A 15,341-nucleotide genomic window follows, 5' to 3' on the forward strand; every position below is an offset into this window, starting at 1 on the left:
GTTGTCTGCTGCCGGGTCTCGTTGCCGCCCAAGGCGTGCCGACCGATGACAGCGGGCTGACCGCGCGCGATATCGTCCAGACGGGCGACCGCGAGGCCGATCTGGCCTTGCAAGCCGACAAGCTTGCCGTGCGCGAACTCATTGCGGAGATTGAACGGGAGCAACTCGCCACCCTGCAACGCATCCTCAACGCCCAGACCAGCTTCGGGGGTCAGGGCTTGCCTGCCATGGTCTCGGGGCTGGAAGGTGGCAGCGGCGATCCCGACCGCTCCGTCGAGGCGGTTTACGGCACGGGCGAGATCGACCCGAATCCCGGCGGCGCGCAGATGTTCGGCGACGCCGCGGAGAACGTAGAAGAGCTCATCATCCGCGTGGCCCAGGAGACCAGCGGCTTTGCCGGTGTGACCCGCGCACGCCTCTCCCCCGTCCAATGGCGCGCTCTCCTGCAAGCGCTGATCTGGCAGGAAAGCCGCTTCACCATCGACGCCCGTTCCCCCGTTGGCGCCTATGGTCTCACCCAGATCATGCCGGGCACCGCCAGCGATCTCGGCATCAACCCGGAATACTTCTCGAGCCCCTATCTGCAGGTGCATGGCGGCGCGCGCTACCTCGCGGCCCAGCTCGACACCTTCGACGGCAACATCATCTTCGCGCTGGCTGCCTATAACGCTGGGCCCGGGCGGGTCTTCGAATATGGCGGCGTCCCGCCTTTCCGCGAGACCCAGCATTACGTGCAGGTCATCCCGGAGCGCTACAATCTCTATCTGAGCCGGATCGGCGGGATCGATGCGCTCGGCACGATCGACCCAGCCGATCTCGCAAACGCCAATCTCTCCCTCACGGGTCACGGGGCGGCCTTCTACGGCACCAATGCGCCCGTGGCGATCCGCCAGGCCGCGCTGCGCATTGCCGACATCGTCGAGCGGATTTCCGAGACGGAAGACGTGCAGGAGAGCATCGCGCTCAACACCTATGCCCGCGCCGAACTCGTGCGCCTCGTCGCCGCCCGTATCCGGCTTCAAGCAGCCCGCACCCGCGTGCTCTCCGCCGAAGAACTGGCCCAGGCGAGCGCCCGCATGGCGGAAAACACCTTCATGGATTCTTCGATCAGGGAGATTGAGTGATGAAGCCTGTCCTCTGGAACACGTGCCTGGCCGCGCTGCTTGGGCTTGGACTGCACATCGCATCCATGACCCCGGCGGCAGCACAGGGCGTGCCCGTCGTCGACACCCAGAACATCGCGCAGAGCATCCAGCAGTTGCGGCAGATGATCGAAGACGAGATCCTGCAGAACGAGCAGCTGGTCCAGCTTCGCGAACAGCTGGCCACCCTCACGGAACAACTCGCCGAGTTGCAGCGCACCTACGAGGCGCTGACCCGTCTCGCCGAGCTCCCCGAAATCATCCGTACCCAGATGGAAGAGGAGTTGAACGGCCTCCTCGACCAGGAGTTCGGCGACATCCTCGCCACCATCGAGGCCATCAAGACCGGCGACTTCTCCAGCCTCTCGGGCTCCGGCGCCACCGAGATCGAAACCCAGATGGACCGGGTGCTGGCCGATCTCGGTTTCGACGAAGACACGCTCGCGGAAATGGCCCGCAGCGACAATGCGAGTGCCAACCGCGTGGCGACGCAAGCCACGACCGGCGCGCTCGTCTCGGCCGCCGCCCAGAACAGCTATGATGATGCAGGCCAGTCGCTCGAACGGGTCGACCGTCTCGTCGGGCTCATCGACGACATGGACGAGCTCAAGGAAAGCATCGATCTCAACACCCGCGTAACGGCGGAGCTCGCCATTGCGCTCGTGGCCATGTGGCAACTCGAAGCCATCCAGACCGTGGGCGACGGCACCGGCGGCGTGATCGACGCGGCCACCATCGCCGAAGAACAGCGCTTCATGGATTTCACCCTGCCCGAGTTGCGGGCTGAGTGAGTGCGGGGTGTGACGCGTGGCGAGTGAACAGGAAATCATCGAGGAAGAACTGGTCTATGGCGCGCTGCGCCGAGAACGGCTCTGGCAGCGCCTTGGCCTGACCGGCCTTGTCTTCGGCATCATCGGCTGTCTGAGTGCTGCAGCCGTCGCGATCCTCGATGTCGACCCGCCACCCGTCGTTGTTCCCTATGATCCCGCCACCGGCTTTGCGCTCCCCGAGGCCTCGGTCGGCGCAACCTCGGTGACCGCCAACCAGGCGATCATCGAGGCAGAGGTCTTTCGCTACGTGACAGACCGGGAGGTCTACAACCAGCTCGACAACGATCTGCGGATCCGCAGCGTCCTGCGCCGCTCGGACGGGGCCGCCGAAAGCGGGCTCCGCCAGCTCTGGAACAGCGCGACTGCGGACTATCCCCCCACCGTCTATGGGCCGAACGCCAGGCTCGATGTGGAAATCCTCAGCATCACCCAGATCGGTTTGAATCGCGCCACGGTGCGCCTGCGCAAACGCCTGACTTCCATCAACGGCACCCAGACCGGGCTCTTCACCGCGACCCTCCTCTTCGAATTCCGCCCCGAGACCCGCCGCTCCATCGACGAGGTCTGGACCAACCCGTTCGGGTTCACCGTGCTCGAATATTCCATCCGCTCCGACAGATTGGAGAATTAACCCGTGTCTCGTTTTCGCTTGCTCCTTCTCTGGCTTGCCCTCATCCCGGGCCTCGCTTTCGCCGAAGCCATCCCGCGCGGCGGCCCGCATGACAGCCGCGTGCGGGTGGCGACCTTCCAGGAAGGACAGGTCTACCGCATCAGCGTCTCGCTCACCCATGTCACCACCGTCGAGTTCGGCGAGGGGGAGAGCATCCGCTCGGTCATCGCGGGCGACACCGAGGGCTTCGAGATCGATGGCGTGCCGGGCGGACAGGCCTTCGCGATCAAGCCCGTCGCGCGCGGCGTCCACACCAACGTGACGGTCTACACGAACCGGCGCAGCTACTACTTCAACGTCGAGGAAGCCCAGAGCCCGACCTTCTATGTCGTGCAGTTCCGCTATCCGGAGGATGAGGCGCGACCGAGCCGTGTCATCGCGGCGCAAGCCCCCAATGACAATTACGGGGCCAGTGCCCAGACCGAGTTCACCCCGACCCGGGTCTGGGATGACGGCACCTTCACCTACTTCGCCTTCCCACCGAACGCGCCTTTGCCCGCGATCTTCCGCTACGCGAACGGCCGTGAACGCACGGTCAACACGCAGGCCCCCGAGGACGGGGTGATCCGTGTCTCCGGCGTGAACCGCCAATGGGTCCTGCGCCTCGGCGAAGAGTTGGTCTGCATTGAGGCGATCCCGCCCGCGGAGGCCTCATGAGCGATACCGAAAACCCCGAACTGGAAAGGCGCCTTGCTGCCCTGGAGAAAGGCAGTGCCCGTGCGCCCAGGGCGGCGCCGCGCCGATCGCCTCTCCTTGCACTGGTCATGGTCGGCATCATCGGCGCGGGCGGCGCGCTCCTCTATGTGCTCGCGCAGCCCGAGGAAGAGGTGGCCCTGCCCACGGCCACGCCGGATGTCTTCCAAAGCGAGGGGGACGGCTTTGGTGCCATCGAGACCTTGCCCCCGCCTGAGCCCGAGGTCGTGTTCGTCGCGCCGGACCCTCTCGAGCCCAATGCCGAGCTGCTGGCACAGATCAGCGCCTTACGGGCCCAGATCGAGGAATTGCGTAACGCGCCCGAAGCGATCGTCGAGGACAACACTGCCGCGGCCGAGGCCATTGACGCGCTGACTACCCAGATCGCGGCCCTGCAAGCCGCCTCGGAAGCCGCACAGGAGCAGTTCCAGGCCGAACTGACGGCCCGGGATCGCACCCTCGAACAGCTCCGCATGGATCTGGAACTGGCCCAGCTTGAGGCTAACCGCCCGCAACCCGCCCCTTCGGGACCCACGGAGGATGAACTCCGCGCACGCGAAGAGGAGCGGTTGCGCCGCGAAGAGGAAGCCCGGCGGCTGGCCGATCTGGAACGGCGCGCCGCAGAAGAACGCGCCTTTCAGGAACGGCGGATCGCCTCGCCCACCATCGCCTTCGGCGGCCCATCCGGCGCCGCCGAGACAGAGCTTGCAGAGCGCAGCTTTGGCGAAGTGACGGATTTCGTTCTGAACGGCGCACTGCCCTCGACGGTGACGCAGGCCGAGGTGATCGCCAATCCCTCCAACACGATCATCCAGGGCACCATGATCCAGGCCGTCATGGAGACCGCCCTCGACAGTTCGCTGCCCGGCCAGACTCGGGCCGTGGTCTCCGAGGATGTCTACAGCGTCGACGGCACGCGCCTCCTGATCCCTCGCGGATCCCGCCTCATTGGGCGCTACCGCGCCGGCGTCGATATCGCTGAGCGCCGCGTCACCATCGCCTGGGACCGGATCATCCTGCCCGACAACCAGACCGTCCAGATCAGCTCCTTCGGGGGCGACGAACTCGGCCGTTCCGGTGTCACAGGTTTCGTGGACACGCGCTTTGCCGAGCGTTTCGGGTCGGCCGCCCTGATCTCGCTGATTTCCGCCGCACCGAGTGCCGCCGCCTCCGAGGTTTCGAATGAGACGGCCGCCAACGCGCTCGAGGATGTGGGCGATGATCTGGCCGATGCCACGGACAGCGTCCTGGGCGATTACCTCTCGATCGGCCCCGTCATCTACGTCGACCAAGGCGCGCGCGTCACCGTCATGGTCGACCGCGATCTGGAGATCTTCTGACCCCATGTCGCTCAGCTATCTCGAGACATCGCTCGACCGGATCGACGCCGCCGCCCGCGACGATGTCATCGAGATCTGCATCAACCCCGACGGGACCTGTTGGGGCGAATTCCAAGGCGACCATTTCATGCGCGCGCTCGACCAGAGGCTCACGGCCGTGCAGGTCAGGGACCTCGGCAACCAGATCGCCTCCTCCGCTAACACGACGATGAGCAAGGACCGCCCCATCGTCTCGGTCTCTATCACCTACAAGGGCCGCCCGATCCGGGCACAGGTCATAACCCCGCCCGCCGTACTCTCGGCCATGTCGATCAGCTTGCGGTTCTTCTCAAGCCTGCCGCTCGAGGGCATCGCGCTCGACTTTCTCTATGGCAAGGAGCGTAAGCTCGAAGACCTGCGCGTGGAAAAGAAGCGCGCCTTGCGCGCGGTCGTGGCCGCGGGCGCGATCAATGACGCGCTGGCCTTCTGCGTCGAGAACAAGCTCAACATGATCGTCTCGGGCGGCACCTCCACCGGCAAGACCGTGGCCGCGCGCAAGATCCTCGCCCATGTGCCAGCCGAGGAGCGCATCGTCACCATCGAGGAAGCGGCCGAGCTTCTGCCGACCCAGCCCAATGCCGTGACCCTCATCGCCAATCGTGACGCGGAATTCCAATCCGCCGATGTGCTCCTCACCGCCACGCTGCGCATGCGCCCCGACCGGATCATCCTCGGCGAAGTGCGCGGCAAGGAGGCCATGACCTTCCTCGAGGCGATCAACACCGGCCATGGCGGCTCGATGACCACGCTGCACGCTGAAACCCCGCAGCTTGCAGTGCAGCGGCTCGCGATCGCCGCGCTGAAAACGGAGATCCCGATGACCTATGCTGACATGATCCAGTACATCGAGAACTCCATCGACGTGATCATCCAGGCCGGACGTCACGACGGCAGACGCGGCATCACCGAATTCTACCTGCCCGGCGCGGAGCAGAGAGGACAGCCCGATGAAAACCTTTGAATACGACATCCTGTCTTTCCCCATGACCCGAAAGACCAGCCTTGCCGAGATGCGAGCCAGCCTGAACCAGAAAGGCGCGGACGGGTGGGAGGTAGTGTCGGTCAGCACCTCGGAATTCGCCAATGTCGGGCACACGGTCTTCCTGAAGCGCGAATCTACGCCCCGCGGAGCCGCAGCATGAGGCGGTCGCGGCGCACCTTTCCACTGACCGCGCTGGCCCTAAGCCTGGCGGCTGCCCCCGCCCTCGCCGAGCGCAACCTTATGCCGAGCCTCGAGCGCAGCTCTGACGTCTGTCCGGACCGGCCCGAAGAGCCGCTCTGGTTGCAGGAAATCCCGCTCCGCCAAGTCTACCATCGCGTGCTGGTCCAGGACATCTACCGGGCCCAGAACCTCGAGCGGGTCGTCGAGACCGGCAGTTGCGACTGCGCGACCCGGTTCCCCTCCTGGGACGCGGCCGAGGCGGTGTTTCGGGAGAGATACGCCAGCGACGAGCGATGGGAGATGCTGCAAGCCTCAGAGGGCTACAACCGCCGCGCCAATGCGGCCCGCCCGGCAGCCGAGGCCATCTGCGAAGCCGCGGGTAACTGGTAAGGCGGCCCCCCGATGAGCATCGTCACTTACTTCGTCGAGACGTCCCAGAGCTACCTCGACAGCGCGGCCGAGACGCAGTTCGGATCCGTGGCGGCAACGGTAGGCACGCTCCTCGTGGTCGCGACAACGCTCGTGGTGCTCCTCGTCTTCATCAACATGATCTTCCAGTACCGGGCGATGGATGGCCGCACGGCCTTCTGGCTTGCGGTCAAGATCGGGCTCATCGGGATATTCGCGACCAATTGGGTGCAGTTCAACGCCTTCTCCTCTGCCATTCTGTCCGGGATCGACAGCATCGCCGGCGCGCTCGTCGCCTCCGTCGGTGGCGGCAGTCCAGGTCCCTCAGGCACCTTCGCCGAGGAATTCGACCGGCTGATCGCGGAGCTCGGCAACTACCTGAATGCCGCCGGGTCCGAGCTGAACTGGATGGCCGGCGCCATGCTCGACATTGTCGGTGTGCTTCTGCTCTCGATCCTCGGCGGGCTGGCCGCCTTCATCCTCGTGGCATCGCGCCTGATGATCGCGCTCCTGATCGGGATCGCCCCGGTGATGATCTTCCTGACGCTGTTTGAGGTGACGAAGGACTATTTCGCGCGGTGGCTCTCCGCGCTCATTTCCTTCGCGATCTACCCGATCGTGATCGCGGGGGTCTTCGCGACCATCACCGGGGTCTCCTCGGCGCTCATCGCCGAGCTGGGCGACCCGGAAGGGGCCTCCAACATCGGGGCCCTCCTGCCCTTTTTCATGATGGTTCTGATGGCGAAAGGCTTCATCATCGCGACGCCCTTCATCGTCCGGGCGATCTCCGGCAACATCATGATGCCCGCCCTTTCCGGGGGTCTCGGAGGCACCTACAGCTTCGCCCGCGCGGCCCTGGGCAGCCAGCAAGCCTACAATCGCTACCAGGTTGGAGGCGCGAGCGGTGCGGAGTACGCAGCCCTCAGGGCACGGCAGTTCTTAGGGGTCCAGCAGATGCCCACACGGCAAGGTATGGGGCAGTCGGGTTCCGCTGACGGCGCAAGGTCTGGAGACACGGGGTCGAAGATGTTGGCGCAGCTGGAGAGACTGGCGCGACTTGGGCGGCGGTGAAGGCACTTAGCCGTCAGTCACCAGGCCCGGCGTTGCTGCAGCGCAGCTTGCTAAAACCGGTGACCTTAGGTCCGTTGCCCGCTCTAGTTTTTGGCTGGGTCCGCACCTCATTCGCCAGACATTTGCGCCTCAAGTCAAGTCATCGAGAATGTTCTAACGCCGGCCTTTTCCAGCAAACCGTACAGCGTCGCAATCTTGCTTCGTGCGCCTCTGCGAGCGCAGTAGGTAAAGACAACCCGTTGCTTCGAGCGAGTGAAAGCGACGAAGAAACCAGCCGTGGCCTCGATCTGGTCGTTGGCAAAACTCCACCATGCGCCATCGTCAAGACCAACGAAAATGACGCTGTGGTATTCCAGCCCTTTGCTCTTATGGATCGTCATGAGTGGTACTGCGTGAACGCCCTCATAGGCGTCTAGCGCCGTTGACCAGTCGCCTCCGCTGACTGACCACGCGGATAAATGCACGGCAGCGGCATCCAACACTTTCTCCAGCCAGCCTCCCTGACCATAAGCGGGGTGAACTGCAATCAGCCGGTCTTTACCCACGAATGCTATAATGTCGTCAATAATCATTCGCGCCGCCGCCTTCGACTTCGGCGGAGTAGGATGTGTTTTGCAAAGCTTGAGCGTGTAGGTGTCAAGCTCATGGGCGAGTCTGGACCGCGCGGCCTCGTCATCGGGCGTAATGCCGTGCAGAGTCGCAAGCGCCTCTTGGCATTCCGTCCAATACCTACCAGCGCGCTTAGTCATGGCGAGGCGCAAGATAACGACCGCCAGTTCAGACACTTCTTCCGCCAGCAACTCTTGCAGCATGACCGCCCCAACGGCTCCGGCCTCGTTTCGCAGCGGAATACCAGCTGCATTGAAGGCCGGCTCAAGAACGGCCGCATAGTCGGCAGCCTTTTGTCTAACCAGCAAAACGAAATCACGCGGGCCGAGGTCGTGTGTCTTCATCTCGGAGGCAACGAACGCAGCCAAGCGAGCCGCCTCGACCTCCGGTGTAGAGAAATCCCAGATCGCGCAACTATCTCCGGCAATCGTAATCGCGGTCTTTGAGATTGGCTCTACAGCGCGAGCGTCCAGGGCTTGTGCAAGGATATGCTGAATGCGCACCAGCTCTGGCGAAGAGCGATAGTTGTTATAGAGCGGTGTCCGCTTGCCAGCGAAATCGGCATCGAAGGCGGCGAACGGATCGTCCATCGCCATCGCCCAGCGCATGATCTGCTGCTTGTTGTCGCCGACGGCAGTAATGGTCGTATCCGTGCCGAAGAAGATCGTGCGAACCAGATCATATTGAATCTGTGTCGTATCCTGAAACTCATCCATAAACAGATGCGAGTAGGTCAGACGAAGCGCGTCGCGCGCCATCGGATTGACGCGCAACAGCAGTTCAGCGAGCCGGCCGATCATGGGGAATGACAGGACGCTTTTCTTCCTTTCATGGAGTGACGTTTGCCAAAATCGATCCGCCGCCCACTGGCCGACCGTCGGGTTTGGCCAACCGTCCAACGGTAGCGGTGATCCGACCAGATGACGCCGCTCAAATGTTTTCACTGCAATACCTTGGAGGTCAGCATAGGTGCCCACTGATGCTGGGGGTGTGCCGACCTGCTGATACAGGAAATCTCGGTAATCCCGATCGTTGGGAAAGATGATTTCGTAGTCGGGGTGTGGACGCCAGCGATCAGGAAGCGCCTGTCCAAAACGGTCGATCAATCCTTTGGCAAACGCGTCGAAAGTTATTGAGTCGAAGCGTCCGGCATGATTGCGGTGACAGCGTTGCCGGACACGCGCCGCTAGGTTAGTGGCAGCGTCTCGCTTGAAACTGATCGCGAGTATGCGCCTAGGCGCGGGTGCGATTCCCGTCTGAAGGAGATAGGCAGCTCGCTGCGCCAACAATTCCGTCTTGCCTGCGCCCGGGCCGGCTATGACAGACCGGTTGTCCGTCGAGCGGACGACCTTGAGCGCATTCGCTTCGAGTGCGTCCACCCCCACGGGCTTCCAATCATCTGGCCGAACCCGTAGCGAGAGCACCGCCATGGCTAGTCCCGCCGCAATGATTTTGCGACGTGCCTGAGGACCTCGGCCAGTACGGTCGGCATTTTCTCCACCAGGTCCTTTTTCGTGATGTGCGTCAGGGCCGCGAGGTGCGTCGCCGGCTTGCTGTTGGTGAGGAAGTGATAGCGATAGGCTGGCAGCAGTGCCGGATAGTCCTTAAACGGCCCCGTGTAGAGCGTAGTTCCTGGCCCCGCCGTCCCGAGCACGACCTCTGCCGCCTTATCGGCAGCCACTTTAGGCCCTCCGCCCTTGGGAATGGTCGACTTGTATGCGTCGGGGAATGCTCCGAGCATGGCGAGATCGAGATCAAGCGGTGCCGAGAAATAAACGCCATGCTGCTTGAGACTATTGACCCACGCCATGAGGTTCTTGCGGTCCTCCGCGTCTTGCCAAGTATGCATCTGGGCGAAGTCGGCATCAGGGAGAACGCCTTTGTCGATTTTCAGGAGTTCGGCCTTTGGCGCGCCAAACTCGATGAGCTTTTCGATTGCCGTCTTGACCCGCCCAAAGCCGCCGCCTTCGCGACCCAAATCGAGATCCAAGAGCGTTGCGTGCGGAATACCAAGCTGTTTCAAAAGCCGCCAGAAATGTTGAACATGCCGACCGCCCAAGGGGACGATCGCGACGAAGGCGGGGTCGATCAGGAGATCGAGCGCTTCGGCAAGGCGAGGCAAAACGATCCGCTCTGAATCACCTTCGACCAGGAGGACGAACCGCGCGAAGTAGAGTTCGGGATAGGCCAGCATCGCGCCACGGACGAATTTGGCAGTCTCATCGATACCTGCCGGCATCTTGATCTTCTTGACCGTCGAAACACGCGTCTTCGAGTCACAGCGGCAGTAGCGAACCTCACGCGGATCGACGCGGCTTAGAACCGCCGGCGAATGACTTGTGACGATGGCCTGTGCGCCACCTGCGTCGGTCAATGAGCGAACTTGGCGAATGATCCGGGCGAGGAAATAGGGCGACAGGTGGTTTTCCGGCTCTTCCAGCGCAAAGAGCGTAAGCGCAGGAATACGTAGCGTGTCGTCGCGGAAGCCCTCGACCGTTCCGGAGACCACCTCGCGCTCCAGATCGAACACTGCTGCGGCCAGCGCAAAATAGAAGAGCGATTGCTGCCCGTCGCTGAGGGCATCTAGGCCGCGTTCCTGGCCATCCGGTCCCTGCTCGAAGATCACGGCAATCTTGCTGACCACGTCTTCGAAGCGGCGGCTGACCAGGCTGAGCCGCGGTTTCGTATCGACAACATCATCATGGAGGCCGGACCAGCGCTTTTGCAGGGCTCTGCCGATAGCAGCGATTGCTGGCTCGTCCTCGAAGGCTCCCGCCAGATTCTCGGAAGCCTCCTCGACCGTCTCTGTGGTTTCGGATGACCATTCGATAGCCCGAAGCAAACGGGCAGCGAGTGCGCCTGTGGTCGCCTTGATCTGGGCAGCCGCATCCCGGCTGGCGGGCGTATAATAGAGTTGAACCAAACCACGATCCGCTGCCGAGACTGGGTGGCATTTGTCCTCGTCCGGATCGTCGTCGAGCGTATCGACCCAGAATAAGTCTTGGGAAACCTCGCCTTCGACCGTGCCGTCATCTTCCCATCGCGCTTCGAGACGCAGGCGGCAGACCGGAGCATCACCTGCTCTCGCAATCTGCATGTGTCGAAACGACGGTGCTATCGTTTCTGGCGTTGCTGTTCCGTCAGCCAGCTCGGGCAAACCGATCAGCACGTCAATGAACAGATCCTTCGGTTCACGGCCTTCGGGATCGTCATCTGCCCCAAGATGGAAATCAGATCGCTGAACGGTGCGCTGCGCACGGGACACGCCGAACAGCTTCGCCAAGGCATGAAGCAGCGCCGTCTTGCCTGCTGCGTTCGGACCAACGACAGCCGTGATCTCGGATGCGATCGGCACGGTTATGGGGTCGGGACCGAAACAGCGGAAGCCGGACAGGGTTACGGATTCGATACGCACAGGCTTTCTTCCATCAGGCTGCAGTAGGGTTCGGGTCGGTTCCTTCGCTCAAGATGGCGAGATATCGCCGGATGACCAATGCGCCCGGGGCGGAATTTAGGAGACAGCGCTTGCTAGCCAAGCCAACGGTACGAGCTTTTCACCACCGCGCCATTCGTCGACCAAGTGAATGTTATCAATCCCATTCCAGACGTCCTGGGCGGCATGGTCAAGCAAAACCACTTGGAGTCGACCCTTTGCAAGAACCGTCTCCGCGCTGACCGCCGCGAAGACCTTTCTAACTGCTTCGATGTCTTCATCGCGCCACTCGCCCGCGTCAACATCCTCCGAATGAACTCCCTTCGGGAAGTAAACTTGGCTTGGCTGGTCGTAGATCAAGAACCCAGGCACCGGGTGTGCTGGCGTTCTCAGAAAGAACCTCTGAAGAGCAAGGGAAACAGAAACGTGGTAGGCGAGCCAGTTGGCGCCACTACCGATTTCCCAAAGGTAATCATCGCGTGTTCCGTGAACAATCTTAATGGTAAGATCGGGCACCACAATCTTGATAGGCGCGTCGGGCCACTCGGCGTCTAGCTTCGGGATGATCTGACCGGCAATGTTTTCGATCGTCGCGAGTGACGACTGCATTACTTGGCGAATTAGCTGCTCTGAGACTATTGCCCTTAACGGTGTAATCCGGCCCTTCAGGGCGTCTATTTCCCCTCTGAGCTCCGAATCTTCGCCTGACTTCTCGTACAACTTTAGTGCCTGCTCGAGCCGACCGAGATAGCGCTCAACTTGGTCGGCGCGGTAGATTTCCGCTCTGGCCGCCTCGGAACGGCGCTCCAAATCAGCAATCTGGGCTCGTAAGGCACCAAGCCGCGCCAAGCTTTCTTCTGCTTGGGCGCGCAGTCTGTGCTGCTCTTTATCCATCTTGTCGCTGACCGTGGTTCGGGAGCGGATCTCGAGTTCAAGCCCGTCGAGTGCCTCGCAGAGCTTGTCCAAGTGATCCTTGCCTTCCGGCGCGATCGCTTCCAATGGAGCGCGACCTTCCTGACCCAGCTGCCTCAGCCAGTCCGAGATCGCTAACCTGTCGCGTTGGATATGCAGGGCGGACCCATAGCTCTTGCTGCTTTCGAGCAGTCGATTGATTTCCATCAGCCGCTGTCGGAGCCGAGACAGCGTCGCTGACTCGGCGCCCTCGAGTGACCGCAGCTCTTCAAGTTCTGTTATCGTCGCCTCGATCGTCGTCATGGTTGGGCGCGCAGCCCGGTAGTTGCTTTGCGAAAGCGTTCGAAGCGCGCCCAACATCTCCATCCACTCCGAGGGTGAAGGTGTGTCGATTTGGATAAGCCCAAATTCCCGGCCTTGTTGAAGCCAGACTTGAGCCTCGCTCATCCAAACTCGAACCGCGGAGTTCACATCGCTGAGCGCAGCCTCTCTCTGCCGGAGAAGGCGCTCCAGCCGCTCCAATTCCCATCTTGCCGCCAGCGTCTCCTGAGTTACAGCATTGAGAATATAAGGAAAAATTGCCTTTAGCTTTTCCCTGTGCTCTGTGGTGTCAGCCTTAAAGAACAGGACGTCGGGGTTCGCGATGATGTTCTGCGGCTGGAAGGTGAACGCCATAAGATCGCGGAAACTTGTCCGGTCACCTGCATAGCCCTCGGAGTTCGGGTCCATACCTAAATTTGACAGACCGGATAGCCGGTTCAAAAGCGCGCGAATCTGATCCGTATTTGAGTTCTTGGCCTCGATACGGTGCGGAATAACGATGCTCTCGCCTTCTGCGAAGTACATATCGCCGGTCTGCTTCTGGTCGCCCGGCTCTCGGCGAGCAAGCAGCTTCTCACCTTCAACTGTGCTAATAACGACACCGAACCACTCACAGCTCTCGCGTATTGTACCTACCGGGATAGCACATTTATTTGAGCACAGGCAGTAGTCTATGATTGGAATGACTGCTGATTTGCCTGTCTTTGAGGCACCGCTGATTACATTGACCTTTCCAGGTGCAAACTCAATCACCCGGGGATCAAAGTTACCCCGCGGCCAGAGAACAAGTTTGAGAATTTGAAACTGCATTACGCGACCACCTTCAAAGCATGGAAAACTTCAGAAGTCTTCAAAGCCGAAAACCAAATGCCAAGCCTTTCTGCTCCTTTCGCTTGTGCCTTGACTCGCTCACTTAGCGGGGGATCGGCAACTGGGATTGCCCGCATTCTTGCAGTCTCGTATTCAATTGCCAATATCCCGGCGCGTTCTCCAAACGCCAGTGAGTTGAGGCTAAGTCTCTTGAGTGCAACACACCGCTCATGGACCGCAAATAATTCCTCGCGCCTCTCTGATAGCTTTTCGCAAAACTTTCCGAGGCCTGAACGCGCTTGTGTTCCAACGATTATGTCGAGAGTTGGTCGATGAAGGCAGAGCGGGAGTACTAGGAATGCAAGGAGCATGTCGGGAGGCTCAGCTGTAAGTTGCGCCTGGTAGGATCGTCCGTACTTCCAGATGAGCATTGCCCCGAGGGCGGGATTTTGCACTCGCTCAACTTCGCTAAGGTAGTCACTACCGCGTGCCAGCGTCATGTGGCCTCGTCATCCAGCAATTTGTCGAAGTCTGGGTGCCAGCCGATTTCGCGCCGATCAGAAAGAGCGTTGAGACTTCCCGACATGAAGTGCTCCGGTACGACTCTTGCTTCCAGCGCTATCGACGAAGACTGGCAGCATCTTGAGTACAACAGGCGTCCCTGCTCCTTCTCGCTGAGGCTCTTGTTTACCAGCCCGACTTCGGTCTTCAGGTTCTGGTGGCGCCTGAGAAGAGCACTGTCGTACTCATTCATGCTACCCTCGAAAACTAGCCCCTCCTCAGCCCAACGAGTGCGATCCCCTGTGGTGCGAAGAAAATCACTGGCGGCCCGTGTTTTCTCATCGATGTTCGCATCTACGAGATCAAGCTGTCTGATAAAGCAGGGCGATTCCGAGATCGTTGACTCGATAACCTCATCTGTGGGTGCGTCAGCCAGCGAATGCAGAAAACGCTCAGAGTCATGCGCAGAAATAAACGCGCGAAACCGTTTCCTGAACGCTGAAGCACTGATCACAGGAGGCGCGCCGCTTCTCATTGCCTCGTCGATTAACTTCAGAGCATCTCCAATACCGTAGCGAACTGCCGCCTCCTGCATTTCCTTGCGCACTAGAGCGTCTAGATGCGCGAGTATTGGTGAAATGGGATCACTATCACTATTGACGAGAACGAAGTTACGTATGAGAAGCCGCCGCAAAGCTGGGTCTGCACCAAGTACCTTAAGAAGGTACGGTTCGCACTCCGGTGCCGATGAGAGCTTGCCTCTCTTCTTTACGATGTCCGCAATCGCCGCATCTATTTCATTGTCGGTTTTGAGGTCACTTAGCCTCCCGGAAAATCCATGGTTCTTCTGAGGAACGACATACAGCTGGAGGCTCGTGCTCTCAGGACTGATGAATCCAGATTTCGAATTATCTATCCAGTTTGCTATCGTTTTCCAGAAGTCTACCGACCAGTTGGAGGTAGGGTTACCGGTCAGGGCGCTCTTACACTGCTCCGCGAGCAAAACTTTGTCGCCAGCGTGTACCGAAATGTCGTCGGCGTATTCAAGGCCGACATAGGAGTCACTGGGACAAGTCAGCAAATGGAAGAAAAGCCGCACCGGCTGCAGGGCGTATCCGAGATACTGTCCTGCAGCGCTTCCTTTGGCCTTCTTCAAAGTTGCCAGGTCGCTCAAAGCTAGGTCGCTCGCTCCAAAGTGTTCAAGATCATGGTGGATCAAATGCCAGTGTTACATAAACGCGAAGGGCGTGTGAACCGTCTCGTCAAAGTCTCCGCCGTTGGTTTTCGTTGCCGCGGACATCGGCTTTCCGCCCTCAAGCCTGGCAGGCCGCCACCCCGCCGACCGACCACTTTCTTGGTTTGACTATGACGGCCATGCCGCGCCGCGGTATGTCTGCAAA

14 protein-coding genes are annotated in these 15,341 nt (G+C 60.9%); 9 read left to right on the top strand and 5 right to left on the bottom strand.

The features are described 5' to 3' along the window. The first annotated feature begins 35 nt into the window (after positions 1-35). Genes GU920_RS18060 through GU920_RS18100 form a run of 9 tightly spaced genes read left to right on the top strand, consistent with a single transcriptional unit; the run spans position 36 to position 7,355 of the window. Positions 36-1,124 (top strand): lytic transglycosylase domain-containing protein, encoded by a 1,089-nt coding sequence (locus GU920_RS18060; protein ID WP_161768500.1) that lies wholly within the window; start codon positions 36-38, stop codon positions 1,122-1,124. Further along, positions 1,124-1,933, top strand: coding sequence for a type IV secretion system protein (locus GU920_RS18065; RefSeq protein ID WP_161768501.1), 810 nt, complete (start codon positions 1,124-1,126; stop codon positions 1,931-1,933). Before GU920_RS18060 ends, GU920_RS18065 begins: the two co-directional genes overlap by 1 nt. A 16-nt stretch (positions 1,934-1,949) precedes the next feature. Then, positions 1,950-2,603: a virB8 family protein gene (locus GU920_RS18070; protein ID WP_161768502.1), complete on the top strand. Its 654-nt coding sequence runs from the start codon at positions 1,950-1,952 to the stop codon at positions 2,601-2,603. A gap of 3 nt (positions 2,604-2,606) precedes the next feature. After that, positions 2,607-3,299, top strand: a complete 693-nt coding sequence (locus GU920_RS18075) for a TrbG/VirB9 family P-type conjugative transfer protein (protein ID WP_161768503.1) — start codon at positions 2,607-2,609, stop codon at positions 3,297-3,299. Further along, a complete protein-coding gene (locus GU920_RS18080; RefSeq protein WP_161768504.1) occupies positions 3,296-4,675 on the top strand; it encodes a TrbI/VirB10 family protein in 1,380 nt (459 codons plus the stop codon). Before GU920_RS18075 ends, GU920_RS18080 begins: the two co-directional genes overlap by 4 nt. Before the next feature lie 4 nt (positions 4,676-4,679). After that, complete coding sequence (locus tag GU920_RS18085) at positions 4,680-5,675, top strand: ATPase, T2SS/T4P/T4SS family (RefSeq protein ID WP_161768505.1); 996 nt, start codon at positions 4,680-4,682, stop codon at positions 5,673-5,675. Then, positions 5,662-5,856, top strand: coding sequence for a hypothetical protein (locus GU920_RS18090; RefSeq protein WP_161768506.1), 195 nt, complete (start codon positions 5,662-5,664; stop codon positions 5,854-5,856). Before GU920_RS18085 ends, GU920_RS18090 begins: the two co-directional genes overlap by 14 nt. Then, positions 5,853-6,266 (top strand): hypothetical protein, encoded by a 414-nt coding sequence (locus GU920_RS18095; protein ID WP_161768507.1) that lies wholly within the window; start codon positions 5,853-5,855, stop codon positions 6,264-6,266. Before GU920_RS18090 ends, GU920_RS18095 begins: the two co-directional genes overlap by 4 nt. A gap of 12 nt (positions 6,267-6,278) precedes the next feature. Beyond that, positions 6,279-7,355, top strand: coding sequence for a type IV secretion system protein (locus GU920_RS18100; RefSeq protein ID WP_161768508.1), 1,077 nt, complete (start codon positions 6,279-6,281; stop codon positions 7,353-7,355). Between the two features lie 134 nt (positions 7,356-7,489). Here GU920_RS18100 and GU920_RS18105 read toward each other — a convergent pair whose 3' ends face one another. The 5 genes from GU920_RS18105 to GU920_RS18120 form a co-directional block, all read right to left on the bottom strand. Next, positions 7,490-9,394, bottom strand: coding sequence for a UvrD-helicase domain-containing protein (locus GU920_RS18105; protein ID WP_161768509.1), 1,905 nt, complete (start codon positions 9,392-9,394; stop codon positions 7,490-7,492). Positions 9,395-9,396: 2 nt separating this feature from the next. Continuing rightward, the gene (locus tag GU920_RS18110) at positions 9,397-11,379 is read right to left on the bottom strand and encodes an ATP-dependent nuclease (RefSeq protein ID WP_161768510.1); all 1,983 of its coding nucleotides are present in this window, start codon (positions 11,377-11,379) and stop codon (positions 9,397-9,399) included. 96 nt (positions 11,380-11,475) lie between these two features. Further along, a complete protein-coding gene (locus tag GU920_RS18115; protein WP_161768511.1) occupies positions 11,476-13,440 on the bottom strand; it encodes a DUF3732 domain-containing protein in 1,965 nt (654 codons plus the stop codon). Next, the gene (locus GU920_RS19890) at positions 13,440-13,940 is read right to left on the bottom strand and encodes a three component ABC system middle component (RefSeq protein WP_394351575.1); all 501 of its coding nucleotides are present in this window, start codon (positions 13,938-13,940) and stop codon (positions 13,440-13,442) included. Before GU920_RS19890 ends, GU920_RS18115 begins: the two co-directional genes overlap by 1 nt. Further along, positions 13,937-15,115 (bottom strand): ABC-three component system protein, encoded by a 1,179-nt coding sequence (locus GU920_RS18120; protein ID WP_161768512.1) that lies wholly within the window; start codon positions 15,113-15,115, stop codon positions 13,937-13,939. The genes GU920_RS19890 and GU920_RS18120 overlap by 4 nt, the downstream gene beginning before the upstream one ends. Positions 15,116-15,341: the final 226 nt, after the last annotated feature.

The sequence above is a fragment of the Paragemmobacter ruber genome, from assembly GCF_009908315.1.
Lineage (GTDB): Bacteria > Pseudomonadota > Alphaproteobacteria > Rhodobacterales > Rhodobacteraceae > Paragemmobacter > Paragemmobacter ruber.

Excerpts from the sequence above, each read along its gene's own strand:
- GU920_RS18100 (WP_161768508.1), top strand. The coding sequence starts at position 6,279 with ATGAGCATCGTCACTTACTTCGTCGAGACGTCCCAGAGCTACCTCGAC.
- GU920_RS18095 (WP_161768507.1), top strand. The coding sequence starts at position 5,853 with ATGAGGCGGTCGCGGCGCACCTTTCCACTGACCGCGCTGGCCCTAAGC.
- GU920_RS18115 (WP_161768511.1), bottom strand. The coding sequence starts at position 13,440 with ATGCAGTTTCAAATTCTCAAACTTGTTCTCTGGCCGCGGGGTAACTTT.
- GU920_RS18085 (WP_161768505.1), top strand. The coding sequence starts at position 4,680 with ATGTCGCTCAGCTATCTCGAGACATCGCTCGACCGGATCGACGCCGCC.
- GU920_RS18105 (WP_161768509.1), bottom strand. The coding sequence starts at position 9,394 with ATGGCGGTGCTCTCGCTACGGGTTCGGCCAGATGATTGGAAGCCCGTG.
- GU920_RS18080 (WP_161768504.1), top strand. The coding sequence starts at position 3,296 with ATGAGCGATACCGAAAACCCCGAACTGGAAAGGCGCCTTGCTGCCCTG.
- GU920_RS19890 (WP_394351575.1), bottom strand. The coding sequence starts at position 13,940 with ATGACGCTGGCACGCGGTAGTGACTACCTTAGCGAAGTTGAGCGAGTG.
- GU920_RS18090 (WP_161768506.1), top strand. The coding sequence starts at position 5,662 with ATGAAAACCTTTGAATACGACATCCTGTCTTTCCCCATGACCCGAAAG.
- GU920_RS18065 (WP_161768501.1), top strand. The coding sequence starts at position 1,124 with ATGAAGCCTGTCCTCTGGAACACGTGCCTGGCCGCGCTGCTTGGGCTT.